Annotated in this window: 12 protein-coding genes and 2 pseudogenes; 8 read left to right on the forward strand and 6 right to left on the reverse strand. The window is 44.3% G+C overall.

Annotated elements, in window-relative coordinates:
* From BK127_RS36745 to BK127_RS44170, 4 genes are read left to right on the forward strand one after another with little or no spacing between them, the layout of a single operon-like run.
* Positions 1-1440 (forward strand): GldG family protein, encoded by a 1440-nt coding sequence (locus tag BK127_RS36745; protein WP_076237660.1) that lies wholly within the window; start codon positions 1-3, stop codon positions 1438-1440.
* On the forward strand, positions 1441-2916 hold the full coding sequence (locus tag BK127_RS36750; protein ID WP_076237661.1) for a DUF4340 domain-containing protein: 1476 nt from the start codon (positions 1441-1443) through the stop codon (positions 2914-2916). It begins immediately after the preceding gene.
* A 46-nt stretch (positions 2917-2962) separates the two neighbouring features.
* Positions 2963-3682 carry a metallophosphoesterase family protein gene (locus BK127_RS36755; RefSeq protein WP_076237662.1) on the forward strand — a complete coding sequence of 240 codons (720 nt, stop codon included), beginning with the start codon at positions 2963-2965 and terminating at the stop codon, positions 3680-3682.
* On the forward strand, positions 3669-3884 hold the full coding sequence (locus BK127_RS44170) for a hypothetical protein (protein ID WP_179097732.1): 216 nt from the start codon (positions 3669-3671) through the stop codon (positions 3882-3884). Before BK127_RS36755 ends, BK127_RS44170 begins: the two co-directional genes overlap by 14 nt.
* Before the next feature lie 64 nt (positions 3885-3948).
* Here BK127_RS44170 and BK127_RS36765 read toward each other — a convergent pair whose 3' ends face one another.
* Both BK127_RS36765 and BK127_RS36770 read right to left on the reverse strand, forming a co-directional pair.
* Positions 3949-4398 carry an SRPBCC family protein gene (locus tag BK127_RS36765; protein WP_144026666.1) on the reverse strand — a complete coding sequence of 150 codons (450 nt, stop codon included), beginning with the start codon at positions 4396-4398 and terminating at the stop codon, positions 3949-3951.
* 2 nt (positions 4399-4400) lie between these two features.
* On the reverse strand, positions 4401-4739 hold the full coding sequence (locus BK127_RS36770) for an ArsR/SmtB family transcription factor (RefSeq protein WP_076237665.1): 339 nt from the start codon (positions 4737-4739) through the stop codon (positions 4401-4403).
* 326 nt (positions 4740-5065) lie between these two features.
* On the opposite strand from BK127_RS36770, the pseudogene BK127_RS36780 reads away from it, so the two are divergent.
* Positions 5066-5274 (forward strand): annotated as a pseudogene (locus tag BK127_RS36780) (SDR family oxidoreductase); the annotation flags it as partial.
* A gap of 42 nt (positions 5275-5316) precedes the next feature.
* Here BK127_RS36780 and BK127_RS36785 read toward each other — a convergent pair.
* Positions 5317-9618 (reverse strand): S-layer homology domain-containing protein, encoded by a 4302-nt coding sequence (locus tag BK127_RS36785; protein WP_076237667.1) that lies wholly within the window; start codon positions 9616-9618, stop codon positions 5317-5319.
* A 204-nt stretch (positions 9619-9822) separates the two neighbouring features.
* On the opposite strand from BK127_RS36785, the gene BK127_RS43235 reads away from it, so the two are divergent.
* The 3 genes and pseudogenes from BK127_RS43235 to BK127_RS36800 form a co-directional block, all read left to right on the forward strand.
* Complete coding sequence (locus tag BK127_RS43235) at positions 9823-10428, forward strand: sulfatase-like hydrolase/transferase (RefSeq protein ID WP_076237668.1); 606 nt, start codon at positions 9823-9825, stop codon at positions 10426-10428.
* Positions 10383-10514, forward strand: coding sequence for a hypothetical protein (locus BK127_RS45890; protein WP_179097733.1), 132 nt, complete (start codon positions 10383-10385; stop codon positions 10512-10514). The genes BK127_RS43235 and BK127_RS45890 overlap by 46 nt, the downstream gene beginning before the upstream one ends.
* 1490 nt (positions 10515-12004) lie before the next feature.
* Positions 12005-12199, forward strand: a pseudogene (locus BK127_RS36800) (aldo/keto reductase); the annotation flags it as partial.
* Positions 12200-12485: 286 nt separating this feature from the next.
* Here the strand turns inward: BK127_RS36800 and BK127_RS36805 are convergent.
* The 3 genes from BK127_RS36805 to BK127_RS36815 are packed head-to-tail and all read right to left on the reverse strand — an operon-like array spanning position 12486 to position 16065.
* On the reverse strand, positions 12486-14267 hold the full coding sequence (locus BK127_RS36805; RefSeq protein WP_076237669.1) for a metallophosphoesterase family protein: 1782 nt from the start codon (positions 14265-14267) through the stop codon (positions 12486-12488).
* 32 nt (positions 14268-14299) lie between these two features.
* Positions 14300-15130, reverse strand: coding sequence for a carbohydrate ABC transporter permease (locus BK127_RS36810; protein WP_076237688.1), 831 nt, complete (start codon positions 15128-15130; stop codon positions 14300-14302).
* Positions 15130-16065: a carbohydrate ABC transporter permease gene (locus BK127_RS36815; protein ID WP_256711603.1), complete on the reverse strand. Its 936-nt coding sequence runs from the start codon at positions 16063-16065 to the stop codon at positions 15130-15132. Before BK127_RS36815 ends, BK127_RS36810 begins: the two co-directional genes overlap by 1 nt.
* Positions 16066-16080: the final 15 nt, after the last annotated feature.

Genomic DNA, 16080 nt, shown 5'->3' on the forward strand with positions numbered 1-16080 from the left:
ATGACGAATTTAATTCATGCCTTGAATAATAAAAAATTTAGATATGGAGCATTTTCAACATTAACAGCAATAGTCGTTTTAGCGGTGTTGATCATTGTAAACTTAATCTTTTCCAGTTTAAATTTAAGTTATGATGTCAGTAAAAACAAAGCATACTCCATATCCCAATATTCAATAGATATTATTAAAAAAGTACAAGACCCCATACATATTTATGTTTTTACAAAACCTGGGAGTGAAAATCCTGATTTTAAAGATATTATCCTTGATTATACAAAATATAACAGTAACATTCAGGTTGCTGTAAAAGATCCCAATTTATATCCGCAGCTTGTGGAAAAATTTAAATCGGACCCGTCGCAAGCGGTTTCAAGTAACAGTGTTGTGGTGGAAAATGGAAAAACAAATAAGTTCAAATTAATAGATGCCGGGCAAATGATTACAATCGGATTTGACCAGCAAACCTATAAAGAATACGTGCAGTCCATCGATGTTGAGCCTCAAATTACGAATGCTATTGAAAATGTTACAAGTGATAAAACATATATCATTTATAGTATAACAGGCAATGGTGAGCTATCTTTGCCAGAAAAACTCACTGATGCCATTAAACTTGCCAATTATGATAGGAAAGATATAAATCTATTAACAGAAGATGTTCCAAAGGAAGCAAATTTAATATTTGTAACAACACCTGCCAAAGACTGGACATCAAATATGGTAAATAAAGTAAAAACATTTTTACAAAATGGAGGACGAGCGGTTTTTGCACTTAATTTTACTACTTCTGCTTTTCCTAATTTAATGTCAGTTGTAGGTGCCTATGGAGTGTCTGTAGACAATAAAGTGATCATAGAACCAAATACAAATCATTCTTTACCAAATCAACCTACGGTATTGCTGCCTAACCTGGAAGCCAATGAAATCACCCAAAATTTGGCAGACAAACAATACAAAGTATTGTTGCCGGTAGCAACTGGCATAAAACAAAATGATATTAAGAGAAATTCATTAAAAGTTACTCCGTTATTAACCAGTTCAGCAAAGTCATATGCTAAAAATAGTTCAGCTCAAAGTGTTGAAAAAGCGAATGACTATATGTCGGGGCCATTTAATTTGGCAGTCATGATTACGGATTTTACGAATACGAAATCGTATTTGGAAACAAAATTAGTCGTTATTGGTACAGATACGTTAATATCACCTGAATCCAACTCCGTATCCGGAGGCACGAATTATAATTTCCTAGTAAATTCAATAAATTGGACTCAAGGCAAAGAAAGCGGAAGCTACATCCCTCCTAAAGCTCCTAATGCTGCTACACAATTACAATTAAGCGGCGCACAAGCGGTTATCATCACATTAGTGACCGTAATTGTTATTCCATTGATAATCTTAGTTACGGGTATTGTGGTTTGGGCTAAAAGGAGAAATAGCTAAATGAAAAAGAAAATTATATTTTTTATCGCAGTAGTCGCAGTTTTGGTTATCCTGCTGATTATTCAATTTGCAATTCAAACTAACAATCAGAAAGAAGGAACTCAAGCAGCGGCAGCGGCAACTACCGTATCAACACCAACATTTTCGATTGGTGACAGTGAAAGCGTTGTAAAAGAAATTAAAATCGTTAACACAGCTGGTGCGATTAAATTGGTACCTACAAAGGGGATTTCGGGTAGCGAGAGTATAGATTGGGCTTTGGAAACCAAGCCGGACTTTCCGGTTGACCAGAATTTGTTAAACCATATTGCTGTAAGTGCTTTAACCAAATTCAATTTGCTTGACGAACATGCAACGAATTTAAAGCAATTCGGGTTAGAACCTGCAAATGCTGATGTGACTTTTACTCTTAATAATGGTAGAACTCATACTATAAAAATAGGTAAACCAACTCCGGATCAGACAAATTATTATGTTGTTATTAACAATGAAAAGGGAATTTATTTAATGAATAGCGGTAATGCAAAAAAAATATTAGTAAGTATAAACGAGTTGTTTGACAAAAAAATTCCTGAAATTAATTTAAAAAACTTAAAGTCGATTGAGATCCTTAAATCAGGAAAGCTTTTTTTAGATCTAAAAGCAAAACAAAATAAAGAGTCTACATCTGCATCTTTACCCGGAGCACATCTTTTACCAACTAATCATTTAGTTATGAAGTATCCTGTACTTGACAGAGATGTTTACTTGGAGGATTTTGCTAAAAAGACTTTCGGATTACCTGGGGGTACTACCAATTTGACTAATAATACGATAAAAGTATTATCCCTAGTTGATGAGAAGCCGTTAGACATGGGACATTTCGGACTTTCGGTGCCTGCATTAGAGCTGAAAATTCAAGATGATAAAAATGATTACCATCTCATGTTAGGTGATGCAAGCGGAGATATCATTTATGCTAAATTTGCTGACAAGAACTATATATTTTCGATAAACCGAGAAAGTATCCATTCCTTACTTACATTTGAGCCCATTCAGTTTATAGATCGCTTTTTAGCTTTAATCAATATTGTTGATTGTGATCAAATTTCAATAGAAGCCTCATCTTCGAAATTCAATGTAACAATTAATCATAAAGAATTACCCTTAGCAAGAGGTCAAGCAACTCAAGGAGAAGAACAAAGCGGAATATTTAACGGTAAAGTGGTTGAGGTTGATCAATTAAGAAATTTTTACGAAATGATAATAGGACTAAGTTTTGATGCGGTTATTGAACCTGTAGAAAAGCCTGGAAATCCTTTAACTACGATAGCATATACAACTAAAAAAGGAGAAAAGACAGTAACTTTCTATGCTTATAATGATAACTTCTATTTAGTAAAAGTTGGCGATGGAGCTGCTCAATATTTAATAAATAAACAAGCGGTTGATGAAGTGATAATGGCCTGTAAAGATATTTTGTCAGATAGATTTTGAGCTCAATTTTAAGTTCTTTTATCACATATTAAGGGGATGACGCTCATTGAAGGCACTGATTATTTCCGATATCCACGCCAATATTTATGCATTAGAAAACATATGGAAACAAGAAAAAGACAGTGATGTCATTTATTGTGCAGGAGATTTGGTTGATTATGGACCTTTTCCCAAGGAAGTACTACAATGGATTACGGAGCATAAGGCTTTGTGCGTGAAGGGAAACCATGATGAGCGTGTAGCTGCCTTATATCGCAACAAAGATCAATTGTGGAATGTTTCGCTTGAAGAGCGAACTTGGGCGCATGACAATGCTCAAAAGCTTAGTGAGGCGGATATTGAATTTTTGGAAAATCTGCCTCATTCACTTGCATTCACTATGGATTCTATTGGATATACCATGCAGCATATGTACAACAATTACGAGACCATTCCGAGTCTCTATCATTATTATAGCTTCTGGGAACAGCAGACCAAGGAACCGATTACTAGCATGGAACATAAACGAATGATATTCGGCCACACGCATCGGAGAGCTATTCATTATCTAAGCAACCAGGAACTGTGGATGAATCCGGGAAGCATCTCGTATCGCAGACCTGACGATCCATGTAAAGAGGCACATTATATGACGATTACAGATGGACGTATCGATATGAAGAGCTTACAGTACGATCGCTCCCACCTACTGCAGGCAACCATGTCCACAACACTCAAGCAAAGAGGAGAACTAGATGTAGCTCTTGTTTTTTTTGGGGAAAACTAGAGGTAGAAAGGATCAAAATGAAAAAAGTCAAATCCAGGTGCTTCGGGATCTCGGAGTAGAGATTTTCAGGCGTCCCGATCGGACACCCGATGCCCAAGTCGACGAGGACCATGGTGGGGGGGCGTCGCATCCGCCGCCGCGGTCGGTCGGTGGGACTTGGCCTATGCCGCCGTATGCATCTTGCGAGCAGCCGTCTGCGTAGAGGATCTGTTCGACTTTGAGAGGAGAGGAGCCATGAAGGCTCCTTTTCTGTTCTTGCTCGCCGTCTACTGCTTCTGGTTATGCAGGTGCGTCATCAGATCGTCCAGCGCATTGGACCAGCCGTCGTAAAAGTACTTATCGCCGGGGTGACCGGCCAATCCGCGCAGGTGGAAGATCATCTCGGTGCGGTCGCCCTGTTCGGTGAGGGTTAGGGTCACGACAGGGGAATTCTCGATGGGATCATCGGGGGAACCCCAGGTGAAAACGAGCCGTTCGAAAGGTACGACATCGAGGAACACACCTCCGGTGGGATACTCCTCGCCGGTCTCGACGTTGACCATTGTATAGCGGTAGCGTCCGCCTTCGCGGACGTCGAAGGAGATGGACTCCAGAGGTGTCGAAGGCAACCAGGCGGCGAGTTCCTTCTTCTCGGTCCAGGCGCGCCACACGAGCTCGCGGCGGACATTCAGGGTGCGGGTGATGGTGAACTCCGGTTCGGATGTGGTCTTGTTCATGTTCATTGTTCCTCCTTTTCGATCATGGTCTTGAGGTGTTCTTCCAGTGCGTCGATGCGCTGGTTCCACTCATGGCGGTGTTTCTCGACCCAGGCCGATGCCTCATCGAGTGGCTCGGTGCGCATCGACAGGGTCCGCCACTGTGCGTTCGCTGTGCGTTCGATCAGTCCTGCTCGCTCCAGCACATTGAGGTGCTGGGAGATCGCGGGTGCGCTAATCTCGAAGGGCTCGGCGATCTCCCCGACTGTCGCGGGCCTCTGTGACAGCCTGGTCAGGATGTTTCGGCGTGTCGGATCGGCGAGCGCAGCGAAGATGAGGCTGAGTGAGTCCTTTGCAGCCAATTAAGAACCTCCTTAATTAAGGGTATTATTAAATATATTCCACAATGTGTAATCATGTCAAGCTGCCTAGAAAGGGTAATGACGCACAGCGTGGAGAACAGAAGGAAAAGAAACGCTGGTACAGCGAGAAAACTTGCTTTGTGGGGGAACTTGCATCTGTTCAACAATCAAATCTCATGCAAGGTTGCCAATTGACTCGGCAGCCTTTTGGAATGAGGGTAAATCAGCAACTTATTATTTTTAACATGAAAAAAGGGGTTATATAGTGTATGACAAATGAAAATGTAGTAACCTGGAGTGTCCGGCGACACCAACAAGGCCTTATTATTATTAATACAGAGATGAATGCCGGAACGTTGCGAGATCCCAATGAACAGAAATTTGCTGCTGGCCTTTCAACCTTCAAAAGGTGGGGAGAGCCTGAAGATGTGGCGGATATTGCGCCTTTCTTGCCTCATCGGACAGCCGCTGGGTAACCGGTCAATTGATTGATGCAAGAGCTAGGCTTTTGAGGGAAAACATAAAAACACGGTAGGCACTGAATTAACAGTACCTACCGTATGAGTGATATCGATTATTACTCTAAGTCTAGTGTATGACCTAGACTGACGTTTAGCATGCGCATTAACATGAGTAGCGACTCTAATCTAGTAGCATTAGCATTCGGTTTAAACGATCCATCGTCTGTACCTTGTACGATACCCATACCGGATAACGTATTAATCTCACCCTCTGCCCAGTTACCCGAAACATCTTTGAACTTAGCTTCTTTTACTAAAGTAGTGTTCATTACTCTTGAAAGCATGGCCACTATTTCTGCTCTGGAGATAGACTCATTCGGTTTGAACGTTCCATCTTGGTAACCGTTAATAATGCCACTTGCTTTTAATATAGTTATTGTATTTGCCGCCCAATGACCTTTGGTGTCCTCAAAGCTGGAACCACCTTCTGACACTAAACCAAGCGCTTTTACTAATATCGTTGCAAATTCTGCTCTAGTTACCGTAGCACTCGCATGGAACGAACCATCCGCATACCCTTCAATGATCCCAAGCTTAGCCGCTAATACGATTGCTTTAGCGTATTGGGCATTTGCAGGTACATCCTTGAATGTTACTGCGGGTGCAGTTTTTTCTTTTTCTACTAGAGCTCTGATTAAATCAATATTAACCTTTTCATTGAAGAATGATTTTGGCGTTGGTGTACCTGTTGAAGGTGTACCTGTTGATGGTGTACCTGTTGAAGGTGTACCTGTTGATGGAGTACCTGTTGAAGGTGTATCTGTTGTTGGAGTACCTGTTGATGGTGATCCTGTTGATGGTGAACTTCTTCTTGGTATTGCATTAATCACTGCTGTTCCTTTTTTACTTGAATCAAAGGTCGATGTTGCTGTAATGGTATAATCGCCTCTCACTGCATCTGCTGTAACCGTTACTAATCCATTCGCATCAACGGTTACTTTTGAATCGCTGCTTGTCCATGTTACTGTTTGTTCCGCTCCGCCTACTACTGTTACTGTAGCTGTCAGTTGCTGTGTTGCTCCTTGAGCCACAATCGCTGATGCTGGACTTACGCTTACACTTGTTACTACTGGTGCTGCTATTACTGTAATCGTCGCTGTTCCTTTTTTACTTGAATCAACGGTTGACGTTGCTGTAATGGAATAGTTGCCAGTCGCTGCATCTGCTGCAACCGTTACTAATCCATTTGCATCAACGGCTACTTTCGAATCGCTGCTTGTCCATGTTACTGTTTGTTTGGCTCCGCTCACTACGGTTACTGCAGCTGTCAGTTGCTGCGTTGCGCCTTGAACCACACTAGCTGATGCTGGACTTACGCTTACACTTGTTACTGCTGCATCCTTTTTCTCGATAGAGTAATTGTCAAACATATCCCCGTTTACTGTGTGGGCTTGAATAGAGATCTTATCATGGCTAACTTGAATTGCAGAGTATACCGGAACGTCATCATCGAACATGAAATCAAGATACGCATACTTTGTTCCATCGTAGAACTTCCAGCCAGATGCTCCTCCGTCCAAATAGACTGTCCCACGCTCTCCATTCAACAATGGCTTGCCCTTTTTCATCGGATACGTACGCGAGTAGACGTGGTCGTGGCCTACCAGCACCAAATCCACTTCCAATTCTTCCAGTATCGGTGCGAAATAGGTGCGTGAATCTTCAATTAATTCGCTGCGTCCGCTTTCGGTATGATAAACGGGCTTATGGAACATAACCATTTTCCATTTTTTATCACTCTTCTTGATATCCTCGCGCAGCCATTCTGCTTGCTTGGCCATGGTTACTGCGTCTGCTTCGGAATTCAACACGGTGAAATGTACCTCGCCTGAATCGAAAGAATATACGTATTTCTTCTGATTCTCCGGTCCGTTATTTGGAAGCTCCAATCCCTTGACAAAAACCTCTTTGCCTTCACCTTTAACATCATGATTACCCATTGTGTAACCCGATGGAATTGAGGTTGCGTAGAACGACGAAGCTTTCCAGAACTGGTTCCACTCATCTGACAATTTTCCGTCGTCAACAATGTCTCCACCATGCATAATGAACTGGGCATTCGGGTAATTTGCGAAAGCGTTTTTGAGCAGTTTTTGATAGGCTTCAAGCCCATTATCACCTTTGGTATGCGAATCCGTTACGTATACGAAAGAAACGGGCTTATCCAGTGCGGAATCCGCTGTCTTGTATTCGTTCCATGCACTCCAATGTCCTTCGTAGCCAACCCGATAATGATATTTCGTACTTGGTTCGAGGCCAGTAACCAGCGCCTTATGGAACTTTATTTCGCCCAATGGACCGTTATTAACATTCTGCATTACTTGTACTTCGTATTTCGCGACCTGCTCGATTAATTTCTCTGATGCATTAGCAAAATCGCTATCCTTCACGTATTGAATTGTGGTTTGTTGAACTCTAGGTGCAGTTTGCCATCCTACGCTCATCATTGTACCCATATTTTCGTTAACAAAGGTTTGAACATATTGCGGGTTTTCGTCACCAAACTGAGAAACAATTTCCATGTTCATACTCTCGCTGGTGCTGCCGTCCTTTACCGCTTGAACTCTCCAAGTGCCTATCGCAAGGGTTAAGAGCGACGTAAGAATTTCTCCTTTGGAATCCGTTAAGCCCAAGCCTTGTTTAAGATCATTCTGCTGAACATCAGCGGAAGGTATAAAACCTTTCTTGGTTCCATCAGGCGTAAAGACACTTACAAATCCGGAAGTACTTCCTGTTGTTGCGAAAAATTGCTGATCTTTCTTTACCGTCAGCAACACGGAGGACGCGCTGTCAGCGCTCTTATATATCTTGGAATTTGCAGCTGTCACGGTCACATAGGTCTGAGGACCGTTTGCATCATTGAATTCAATCGCCGCTCCTGCAACCGGTGCTCCAGAGTGATTTGTAACAGTGATTACGCTCTGCGTTTGCAAACCTGCTCCTTTGATTGCCATTTTGTATGGGAACCCGATCTTATAGTTAATCGGAGCGGCGAAGGAATTTACCGAAGTGCCGCCAGTATAACCGAAGCTGCCTTCGGCCATGCGAATTTGTTTAAACATCTCGCCACGTTCCATCTTGGCCGTTCTACTGAATTCGAAATCGATGCTTGCCAAAGGTTGCACGTTGTTTCCTTGCAATCCATCTGCGTTAAACGTAACAAAACCGCCTACATTATCGATATTGGTCTGCACGTTGGTCAAGTCGGAACGCCCTGTTATTGCTTTCGCTTGCAAAGTCGCGGGGTCGAACTTGAGCTTAACATGTGCGCTCTTGGCTGCGCCTACATCCTTCGCTCCGAGCTGCAATCGGTAAATCTCACTGCTGAGTGATTCTTCTGGTGCCTCCATGGTATACCGTACCCCATGCTCTATGTTGAAAGAATAATCTGCTGTTGCGGGATTACCGGATTTATCTTTAATTGTTGCATGCACTTCATAATAGCCGCCATCAAGCGGTGTGTTTGGATGATACGTAATCAATTTATTATTCAGATCGTAGGCGTAGGTCGCCGATGAAACAGATTGTCCATTCACGGACAGTCGTATCGAGTTTGGATCGATGCCCGAGGCGTAGGTCGCGGATGTAACAGACTGTCCATTCCCGGACAATCCAACGTCGTCCGCAGACAGGGTAATACTGGAGATAGGTGCATTCAAAGTCTGGTTTGGTGTCGGTGAAGTCGGAGAGATCACAGGCACGGTCATATCTTCACTAACCGGTTCATCATAGATGAGCCTGACGTCGTCAATCCAAATCGAGCCTTTATTCTTTTTGCTCATTTGCCTTTCCTTCATCTGGAAGTAAAAAGCCAGAGTGCCCGGTACAGTCATATCCGCCCCTATTGGTGCTTCTACATACTTCCAACCACTCCAGTCTATACCTGTCACTTCATCCCTTATCTCATAGGTTCTAGAACTTCCACTAGGAATGTAGAACTTACTGGTTAGACCATGTCCTTCGTTATTGGCGTATACCCACATCCCGATTTTCTTGGGAACCCTGTTGGTCAACGGCAATTGAGTTGCCGGCCCCACAGCAACTTGAGAGGGATTATCTGTAATTCCAATAAAATCATAATCAATTCGTAAGGATTTTGCCCCGTTACGAACGTATTTCGGATTCGTTTCGAGTGACATACTGGCGCTGTAAATGCGTGCCTGGTCCAAATATAAATCAGCCAAGTTGACATTTTCGAAATCTTCTACCATGACGACACCGCTAGGATTCGCAGGAATCACGGGTGCGGCAGAAACGGTGGACGAGGATGAAAGGGATGCTGGAATGTACGGGAGTAGAACCGCCATTGCCAATATTCCGGTCAAAACTCTCTTAAAAAATGGATGATGATAAATCACGAACCTTCACGCTCCTCAAGTTGTTGTACTTATTTGACCTATGTATTAGAACCATTGATAAGCATAACGTTGCAATGTCATCGCAGTGTCACCCCAATGTTAAGCAAAAAATAAGCTTTACTAGAGTTTCTCACAAGGCTTGTACATCAGAGTAAGCTGACATTTCCGAGTTGCAAGCTGTGAAGGCTGTCCGTTGTAACTACAATGTACGAAAGCCAAGGTAATCGTGAAGTGAAAGCAAGCATGAAGTATTTGCGATTATCCGGTGCGGTCTGCGCGCCGAGCAGAGCGTGCGTTCATATAGGCATTCCGATCTTCCGGGCAACGATCGGCAAAGACATGACGAACCGAGAGCATTCGAGCGTAATTCGTCCTGAAGTTCGGCTGATGCCGCAAACGATGCGCGAAGCCGAGTATCAAACTCACGCGATCGGCAAATGGCATAACGACAAGGCAAGCTTTGCTCGAAGCTTTGAAGGTGGGGATAAGCTGTATTTTCACGGAATGAGCGAGCATACCCAGGTTCCCGTATACGATTATGTCCCGACTGGGGCTTATCCGAAGGAACAGGAATACATGGAAAATACATTCTCGACGGAGAGCTGTTTACGGACGCTGCAGTCAGCTTTATTGAGGGATACCGGATGGAACGGCCGTTGTTATTGTATGTGGCTTATACCGCGCCGAATGATCCGCGAACCGCGCCGGAGCCGTATGCAAGCATGTACGACAAAGCTAAGGGTATCTATGACAACACGAACATCGTGTACACTGCGGACCATGGCTTGGCGGTCGGGCAGCACGGACTGATGGGCAAACAGAACGTGTACGAGCACCGCGTACGCATTCCACTTATATTCCAGGGGCCTGGGCAAGCAGGAGCTTGCGCTGGCTAGCAATATCGATATTTTCCCTACCGTTGCGGGGCTATGCGACGTCGACCTGCCGGAGGAAACGGAAGGCTTAAGTCTGTGTCCAATCTTTGCAGGGGAAAGCGAAGGCGTGCGTGGTATCGTATGCTCGGTGTATCGAGATGTTCGTTCTGCAATTATTGGCATGGTATCGATCATTCGGGAAAAGCATCACAACACGCCTCTATTTTTAATTTCTCCTATTTATTGTCCTCGCAGGGAAACGACGCGAACTTAGTAGGGATGACCTTGGTTACAATTTAATGGGAACGTCAACGCTTTTGAAATGTATTTGTCGTTCTATTCTTGTTCATCTGAATATCTTCGCTGTGAATAGTTGAGATCATTTATACAATATGGCACAATTATTTAGGGAGAAATATATGGAAATGGCATATGGACGAGTATCGGCCAAAGATCAGAACCTTGAATGACAACTTGCCAAGTTCAGAGAGCTTGGTATTGATGACCGATACGTTTTCGTAGATAAATAAAGTGGTAAAGATTATAATCGACCGCGTTATCAGGTAATGAGATTTATGATCAGAGAAGGTGATCTAATCTCTATCGATGCCCTTGATAGATTAGGACGTGATTACGATGGAATAATTAGTGACTTGAAGTATATTACTCGTGAACTAAAAAATCTTTTGTTTAGATAATGAAACAATATTTGATTCCAGAAAGTTTCGGACTATGGGTGATTTTGGAAAAGTTATGGAAGACCAATTTTTAAGCTTGTTAGCATATGTGGCTGAGCAGGAGAGGGGAAAAATAAGCAACGACAAGCAGAAGGTATTGAGGTTGCTATGGCTGAGGGTGTAAAGTTTGGTCGTCCAAAAGTGGAGATCAATAGTCAATTCTTTCGAATATATAAGGATATACTCTAAAGGCTTTATCGAACGTTAAGTATATAATGATAATTGAATAGGAGGTGCTGTGTCTAAATGGAATTTATAGAAACAGGAATAAAACTATTTGTGTTTATAATATTTATTTCACTACTCTTTAGTTTGGTAGGGTTCCTAGTCCAAAAATATCTAAGTGACTTCTTTCAAGGTTCTTCTAAAACAATAATAAAAATATTTAGTTTATTTAAAGGGATTTTTCGAAAAACGAGCTGACCATATGGTCAGCCCGTTCAGCCTGCTGAGAAACCTCTTTACTCTAAGCATATGTCCTCTAGTCAAGGGGGTTTTGGTATATTAACTGCAGGTCATTGCTATGGTAATGGCGATACTGTATATCAGCCGCTGGGCCGTTTCCACAACTGACATTTATACGGCGGTTGCGGATATGATCCCGACTGCCCGCCGTGGTGAAGGCATGGGATGGTTTGGCACGGCCGCGGCCATGCTATGGCGGTCGGCCCGATATTCGGCATCTGGGTCACACAGAACCTGTCGTACCACGCTCTGTTTCTATTCGCCGTCGGCCTCTCTGCCGCAGCCCTGCTCTTGACATTTGGTACAAAAATGCCTTTCCGGCCGCAAGCGGGAGCAAGGAGAATCGAATTTTTCGAAAAATCGGTCTTGCCCGTTAAAAAAGCGCTAGAATTAGGCATTAACTTCTTCGATACGGCGAATGTATACTCTGACGGAACAAGCGAGGAAATTGTCGGACGTGCATTGAAGGAATTCGCCCGTCGTGATGAGGTCGTCATTGCTTCACACAACATGGTTGGTGATTTTGCCCCAAAAGGGGTTGAATTAACCGATCATGTTTATTCTGTAGGGACCAAGAGACCAAGAAAAATAAGCTCCTGCAACTGGAGGCCGCTGAAGAACTTGTAGTTTTTCGATCAGCCAAGAGAAATTAATTATAAGATGACCTTCATTATCAGTTTCAATATTCGCCCCTAATAGACCCGGAAATGTGGCTGGTTCTCTGTTCTTTGCTTCAATTATGATCAAAAAGGGGCATATCGAACTCCGTCGCCCCCTTTTGTCTGTCAACTTAATACTTCCATATTTGGAGCCAGCCTGTTCCTTCATTTTTCATTGCAGCTGATACTGCAAACTGGCAGGAGTTTTCAATGCTTCTGGATATTGCATAAACCTGGACCGAATCGTCATTCAGAAGTATGGGTGACACAAACCGGGCTCCGGCCAAATAAGCTTTTTCCTGTAAGGTAAGCAAGAAAGTATCTTGTCCGAGACACATGATTTGGGCCGCATCGTTCTCAGCGGGAGTGATTGGAATCGGATATTTTCGTAAACCCGTTTCAACTTCATATTGGCTTTTTGCCGGGATTAAGGCGGCGTGCTCACCTTTCCATGAATCCCAGGCGGCAACCTGTTCCCGTACTTGAATGAGCTTGTCGCAAGCGGCATGCCAAGCATACAGTGCACCCGACAGCCCGGTTAGCCACACTTCTTCGCCGGATGCTGTTAGCTGCTTGCATGGCTCAGGCAGTCGCGCCAATCGCTTGGTTTCCAAGCCGCCGGATACCGTCGAAAACGCTTCCCATAACCAGCCAGCGGCTGATACCCAGATATGGCCCCCTGTCTTTGGCGCAATGGCTTCAACAGGCGCTTTAAAAGAATATACAGCCTTCGGCCATGAATCATCCTCCCGCCGAACGAATCGCCATGGATTGGACAATTGGGAATAACCGATATGACGATCCCAAGCAAGCCATCCGATCCCGTCTGCTGCCGCGATGCCGCGAAGTGCAGGGCCAATATGCAGCGTCCCCAACACGGCCGTCGTTGCCGGTTCTACCTCCCAAGAGTACCCTCCTGCTGTTGCAACGAGGTAGCGGCCATTGGATATGGGCGCAATGCAGGATAGCAAGGGTGCTCCTTCACCGATTGGGCACTTGTAGATAAGACGGACTGAAGAAGAAGAGCCGGCGAAAACAGGCTGGACAGGAGCATTCGAATTCGTGGTCATCATGTCCGAAAGCGTTCCATACCATTCGAACCGTCCTTCCTCCGTAATTTCACGCATGACATGGTCCAAAGTGCGAACCGTCACGCCTCCCGGCCCAATATCGATCACTCTGGACTGCCGTTTCCCATCTCGGGTACAAGGACCGTGTACTCCGTTAAGAAAGAAGTGTGTTCCATATACGTGGGTATGAGAGTCCGGATAGGAATGACTGAGATGATAATGAGCAGAAAACCACATGACGATTTCCGGGAATTTTTTTACCAGCTCTAACCAACGGTATGGATCATGATTCTGATCCAAGTAGGCGTTCGTGGAGCGGACATGAACACGAGGGACTGTCCTCAGGCCGCTTCCGATAGGCGGTGCATGAGTAAAAAAGAGAACCGGGACGCCAGGACGCTCTTTTAATTTTGAAACGAGCGTTTGGAACTGATGATCCGTTGCATAACACTCTTGAACGTCGTAGCAGGAATCTTCCGGTTGCGGTTCTGTAGAAGCGAAAAATAGTCTCCATTCAGCAAATTCCATCACTCCATAAGGCTCGGAAAGCTGAAACAGCTGCAAGAACGCTTCCTCCATCGTTCCTTTCTGTTGTACGCCACAACCGGACTCCCGCTCCAAGTCATGATTTCCCATAATAGGTCGAAGGGGAGCGCCAATCAAGTCGAGATACCGTTTTGCTTCTTGAAGACCCTCAGGACGGCCGATGAGCCCGTTTCTTCCAAAGTCGCCGAGCGGAATGACCAAGTCCGGAGAAACCTGCGCCGTATCAGCCATCGCTTGGACGGTCAATTCCGGATATTGAGGGTCAATATGAAAATCTCCGAGTATAACTATTCTCAACGAAACATACCTCCCAAAAACGTTGCAAACGATCAGCCTTTTAAACCGGTTAAGGCAATCCCCTGTACGAAATATTTTTGCCCGATAAAGAAAAGTAAGACATTCGGAACCATGGACACAAAAGCAACGGCCATCAGGTAATTCCATTGCACATCATACTCGGCATTAAAGTAGTTCATGCCCAGCGAAACTGTAAACAGCTCTTTTTTATTCAAATATAGAAGAGGCTGGAGAAAATCATTCCATGCGGCATCGAATTGGAAGATGGCAACTGTGACTAATACAGGTACTGTGACCGGTATCAGTACGTGCCGGAGGATGCCCAATACGCCAGCACCGTCGATTTTTGCTGCTTCTTCCGTATCCGGAGGTACAGTCAGAAAAAATTGTCTAAGCAGAAAAATAGAGAAGGCACTGCCAAAAAAACTGGGCACCGTTAGCGGTAAAAACGTATTGACCCAGTGGAGCTGAGTATATAAGAAAAACTTGGGGATCATGACAACGGTCCATGGAATCATCATGGTGGAGATCATGGTGACAAACAGCAAATTGCGGCCGCGGGCGCGATAGCGGGCAAAGCCATAGGCGACTAATGTGCAGGATAGAAGAGTGCCACACACGCTGATCACTGTTATCAATGCTGTATTACCAAACCACAAGCCAAACGGCAGCTTAGTAAATGCTCTAATGTAATTGATTCCCAGGATGGGATCGGGAATCCATTTTTGCGGCCATGCATAGACTTGTGCATTGCTCTTCAAGGACGTGGATAGCATCCACACAAACGGAAACAGCATACCGATTGAGCCTGCGCTTAAGAGCAAATAGACAGCAATACGAAGAAAAAATCCGTTTCTGCTCATCATTGTTTCTCCCCTCCGTAATAAACCCATTTACTGGAACTTGAGAATACCAACAACGTCAAGGCGAGAATAAGTACAAATAAGCACCAAGCGAGAGCGGAGGCATAGCCCATTTCGAATTTCTGGAAAGCATAATCGTATAAATGATAGTTAAAAAAGCGGGTGGCATTCAACGGGCCTCCACCTGTCATCACATAAGCTTCACCGAATTTTTGTAAAGCCCCGATGATGCCGGTCACCAAATTGAAGAATATGGTTGGTGTTAAAAGCGGCAGCGTGATATGCAAAAAGCGTTTCCAACCATTCGCCCCGTCCAGTTTGGCTGACTCAAGCAGCGATTCCGGAATTCCCTTCAACCCGGCCAGCCAGATGATGGCACTACCTCCGACGCCCCATAAGCTCATGAAAACAAGAGAGGGAAGCGCCCAGTCCGGCTCATAGATCCATTTCGGTCCTTGTATGCCAAAAATGTCAAGGAATCCATTCAGCAAGCCGATTTCCGGATTAAACACAAAGGCCCACATCACCATAACGGCCACCCCGTTGATCTGGGAAGGCAAATAAAAAATCGTTCGGAATAATTTAGTTCCCGGCAGCGATACATTCAAGAGCAGCGCCAGAATCAAGCCGAAAGTCATATTCAGCGGCACCGAAACAATAGCAAAACCAAATGTGATAGCCAGAGACTTCCAGAAAAGAGGATCTCCGTTTAGTGCAGTCATATAATTGCGTAGGCCTATCCATTGATGCTTCGTTAACATGTCCCATTCTGTAAAGCTGAAATAAAGCGAAGCCAGCATGGGTCCGGCATCCAGCACAATTAGGTGAATAAGCCAAGGGGAAATAAGCAGATAGAAAATCCGGGCTTCCTTCCGTGCCAAAACCGATTTACGGACCCGGGGCTTTTCAAGCATGTTTGCGGGTGATACGTCCATAAAAACAGGCCCCTT

The organism is Paenibacillus sp. FSL H7-0331, from assembly GCF_001956045.1.

Coding starts and splice junctions, on each gene's coding strand:
- BK127_RS36745 (WP_076237660.1), top strand. CDS start 1: ATGACGAATTTAATTCATGCCTTGAATAATAAAAAATTTAGATATGGA.
- BK127_RS36750 (WP_076237661.1), top strand. CDS start 1,441: ATGAAAAAGAAAATTATATTTTTTATCGCAGTAGTCGCAGTTTTGGTT.
- BK127_RS36765 (WP_144026666.1), bottom strand. CDS start 4,398: ATGAACAAGACCACATCCGAACCGGAGTTCACCATCACCCGCACCCTG.
- BK127_RS43235 (WP_076237668.1), top strand. CDS start 9,823: ATGTACGAAAGCCAAGGTAATCGTGAAGTGAAAGCAAGCATGAAGTAT.
- BK127_RS36810 (WP_076237688.1), bottom strand. CDS start 15,130: ATGAGCAGAAACGGATTTTTTCTTCGTATTGCTGTCTATTTGCTCTTA.
- BK127_RS36815 (WP_256711603.1), bottom strand. CDS start 16,065: ATGGACGTATCACCCGCAAACATGCTTGAAAAGCCCCGGGTCCGTAAA.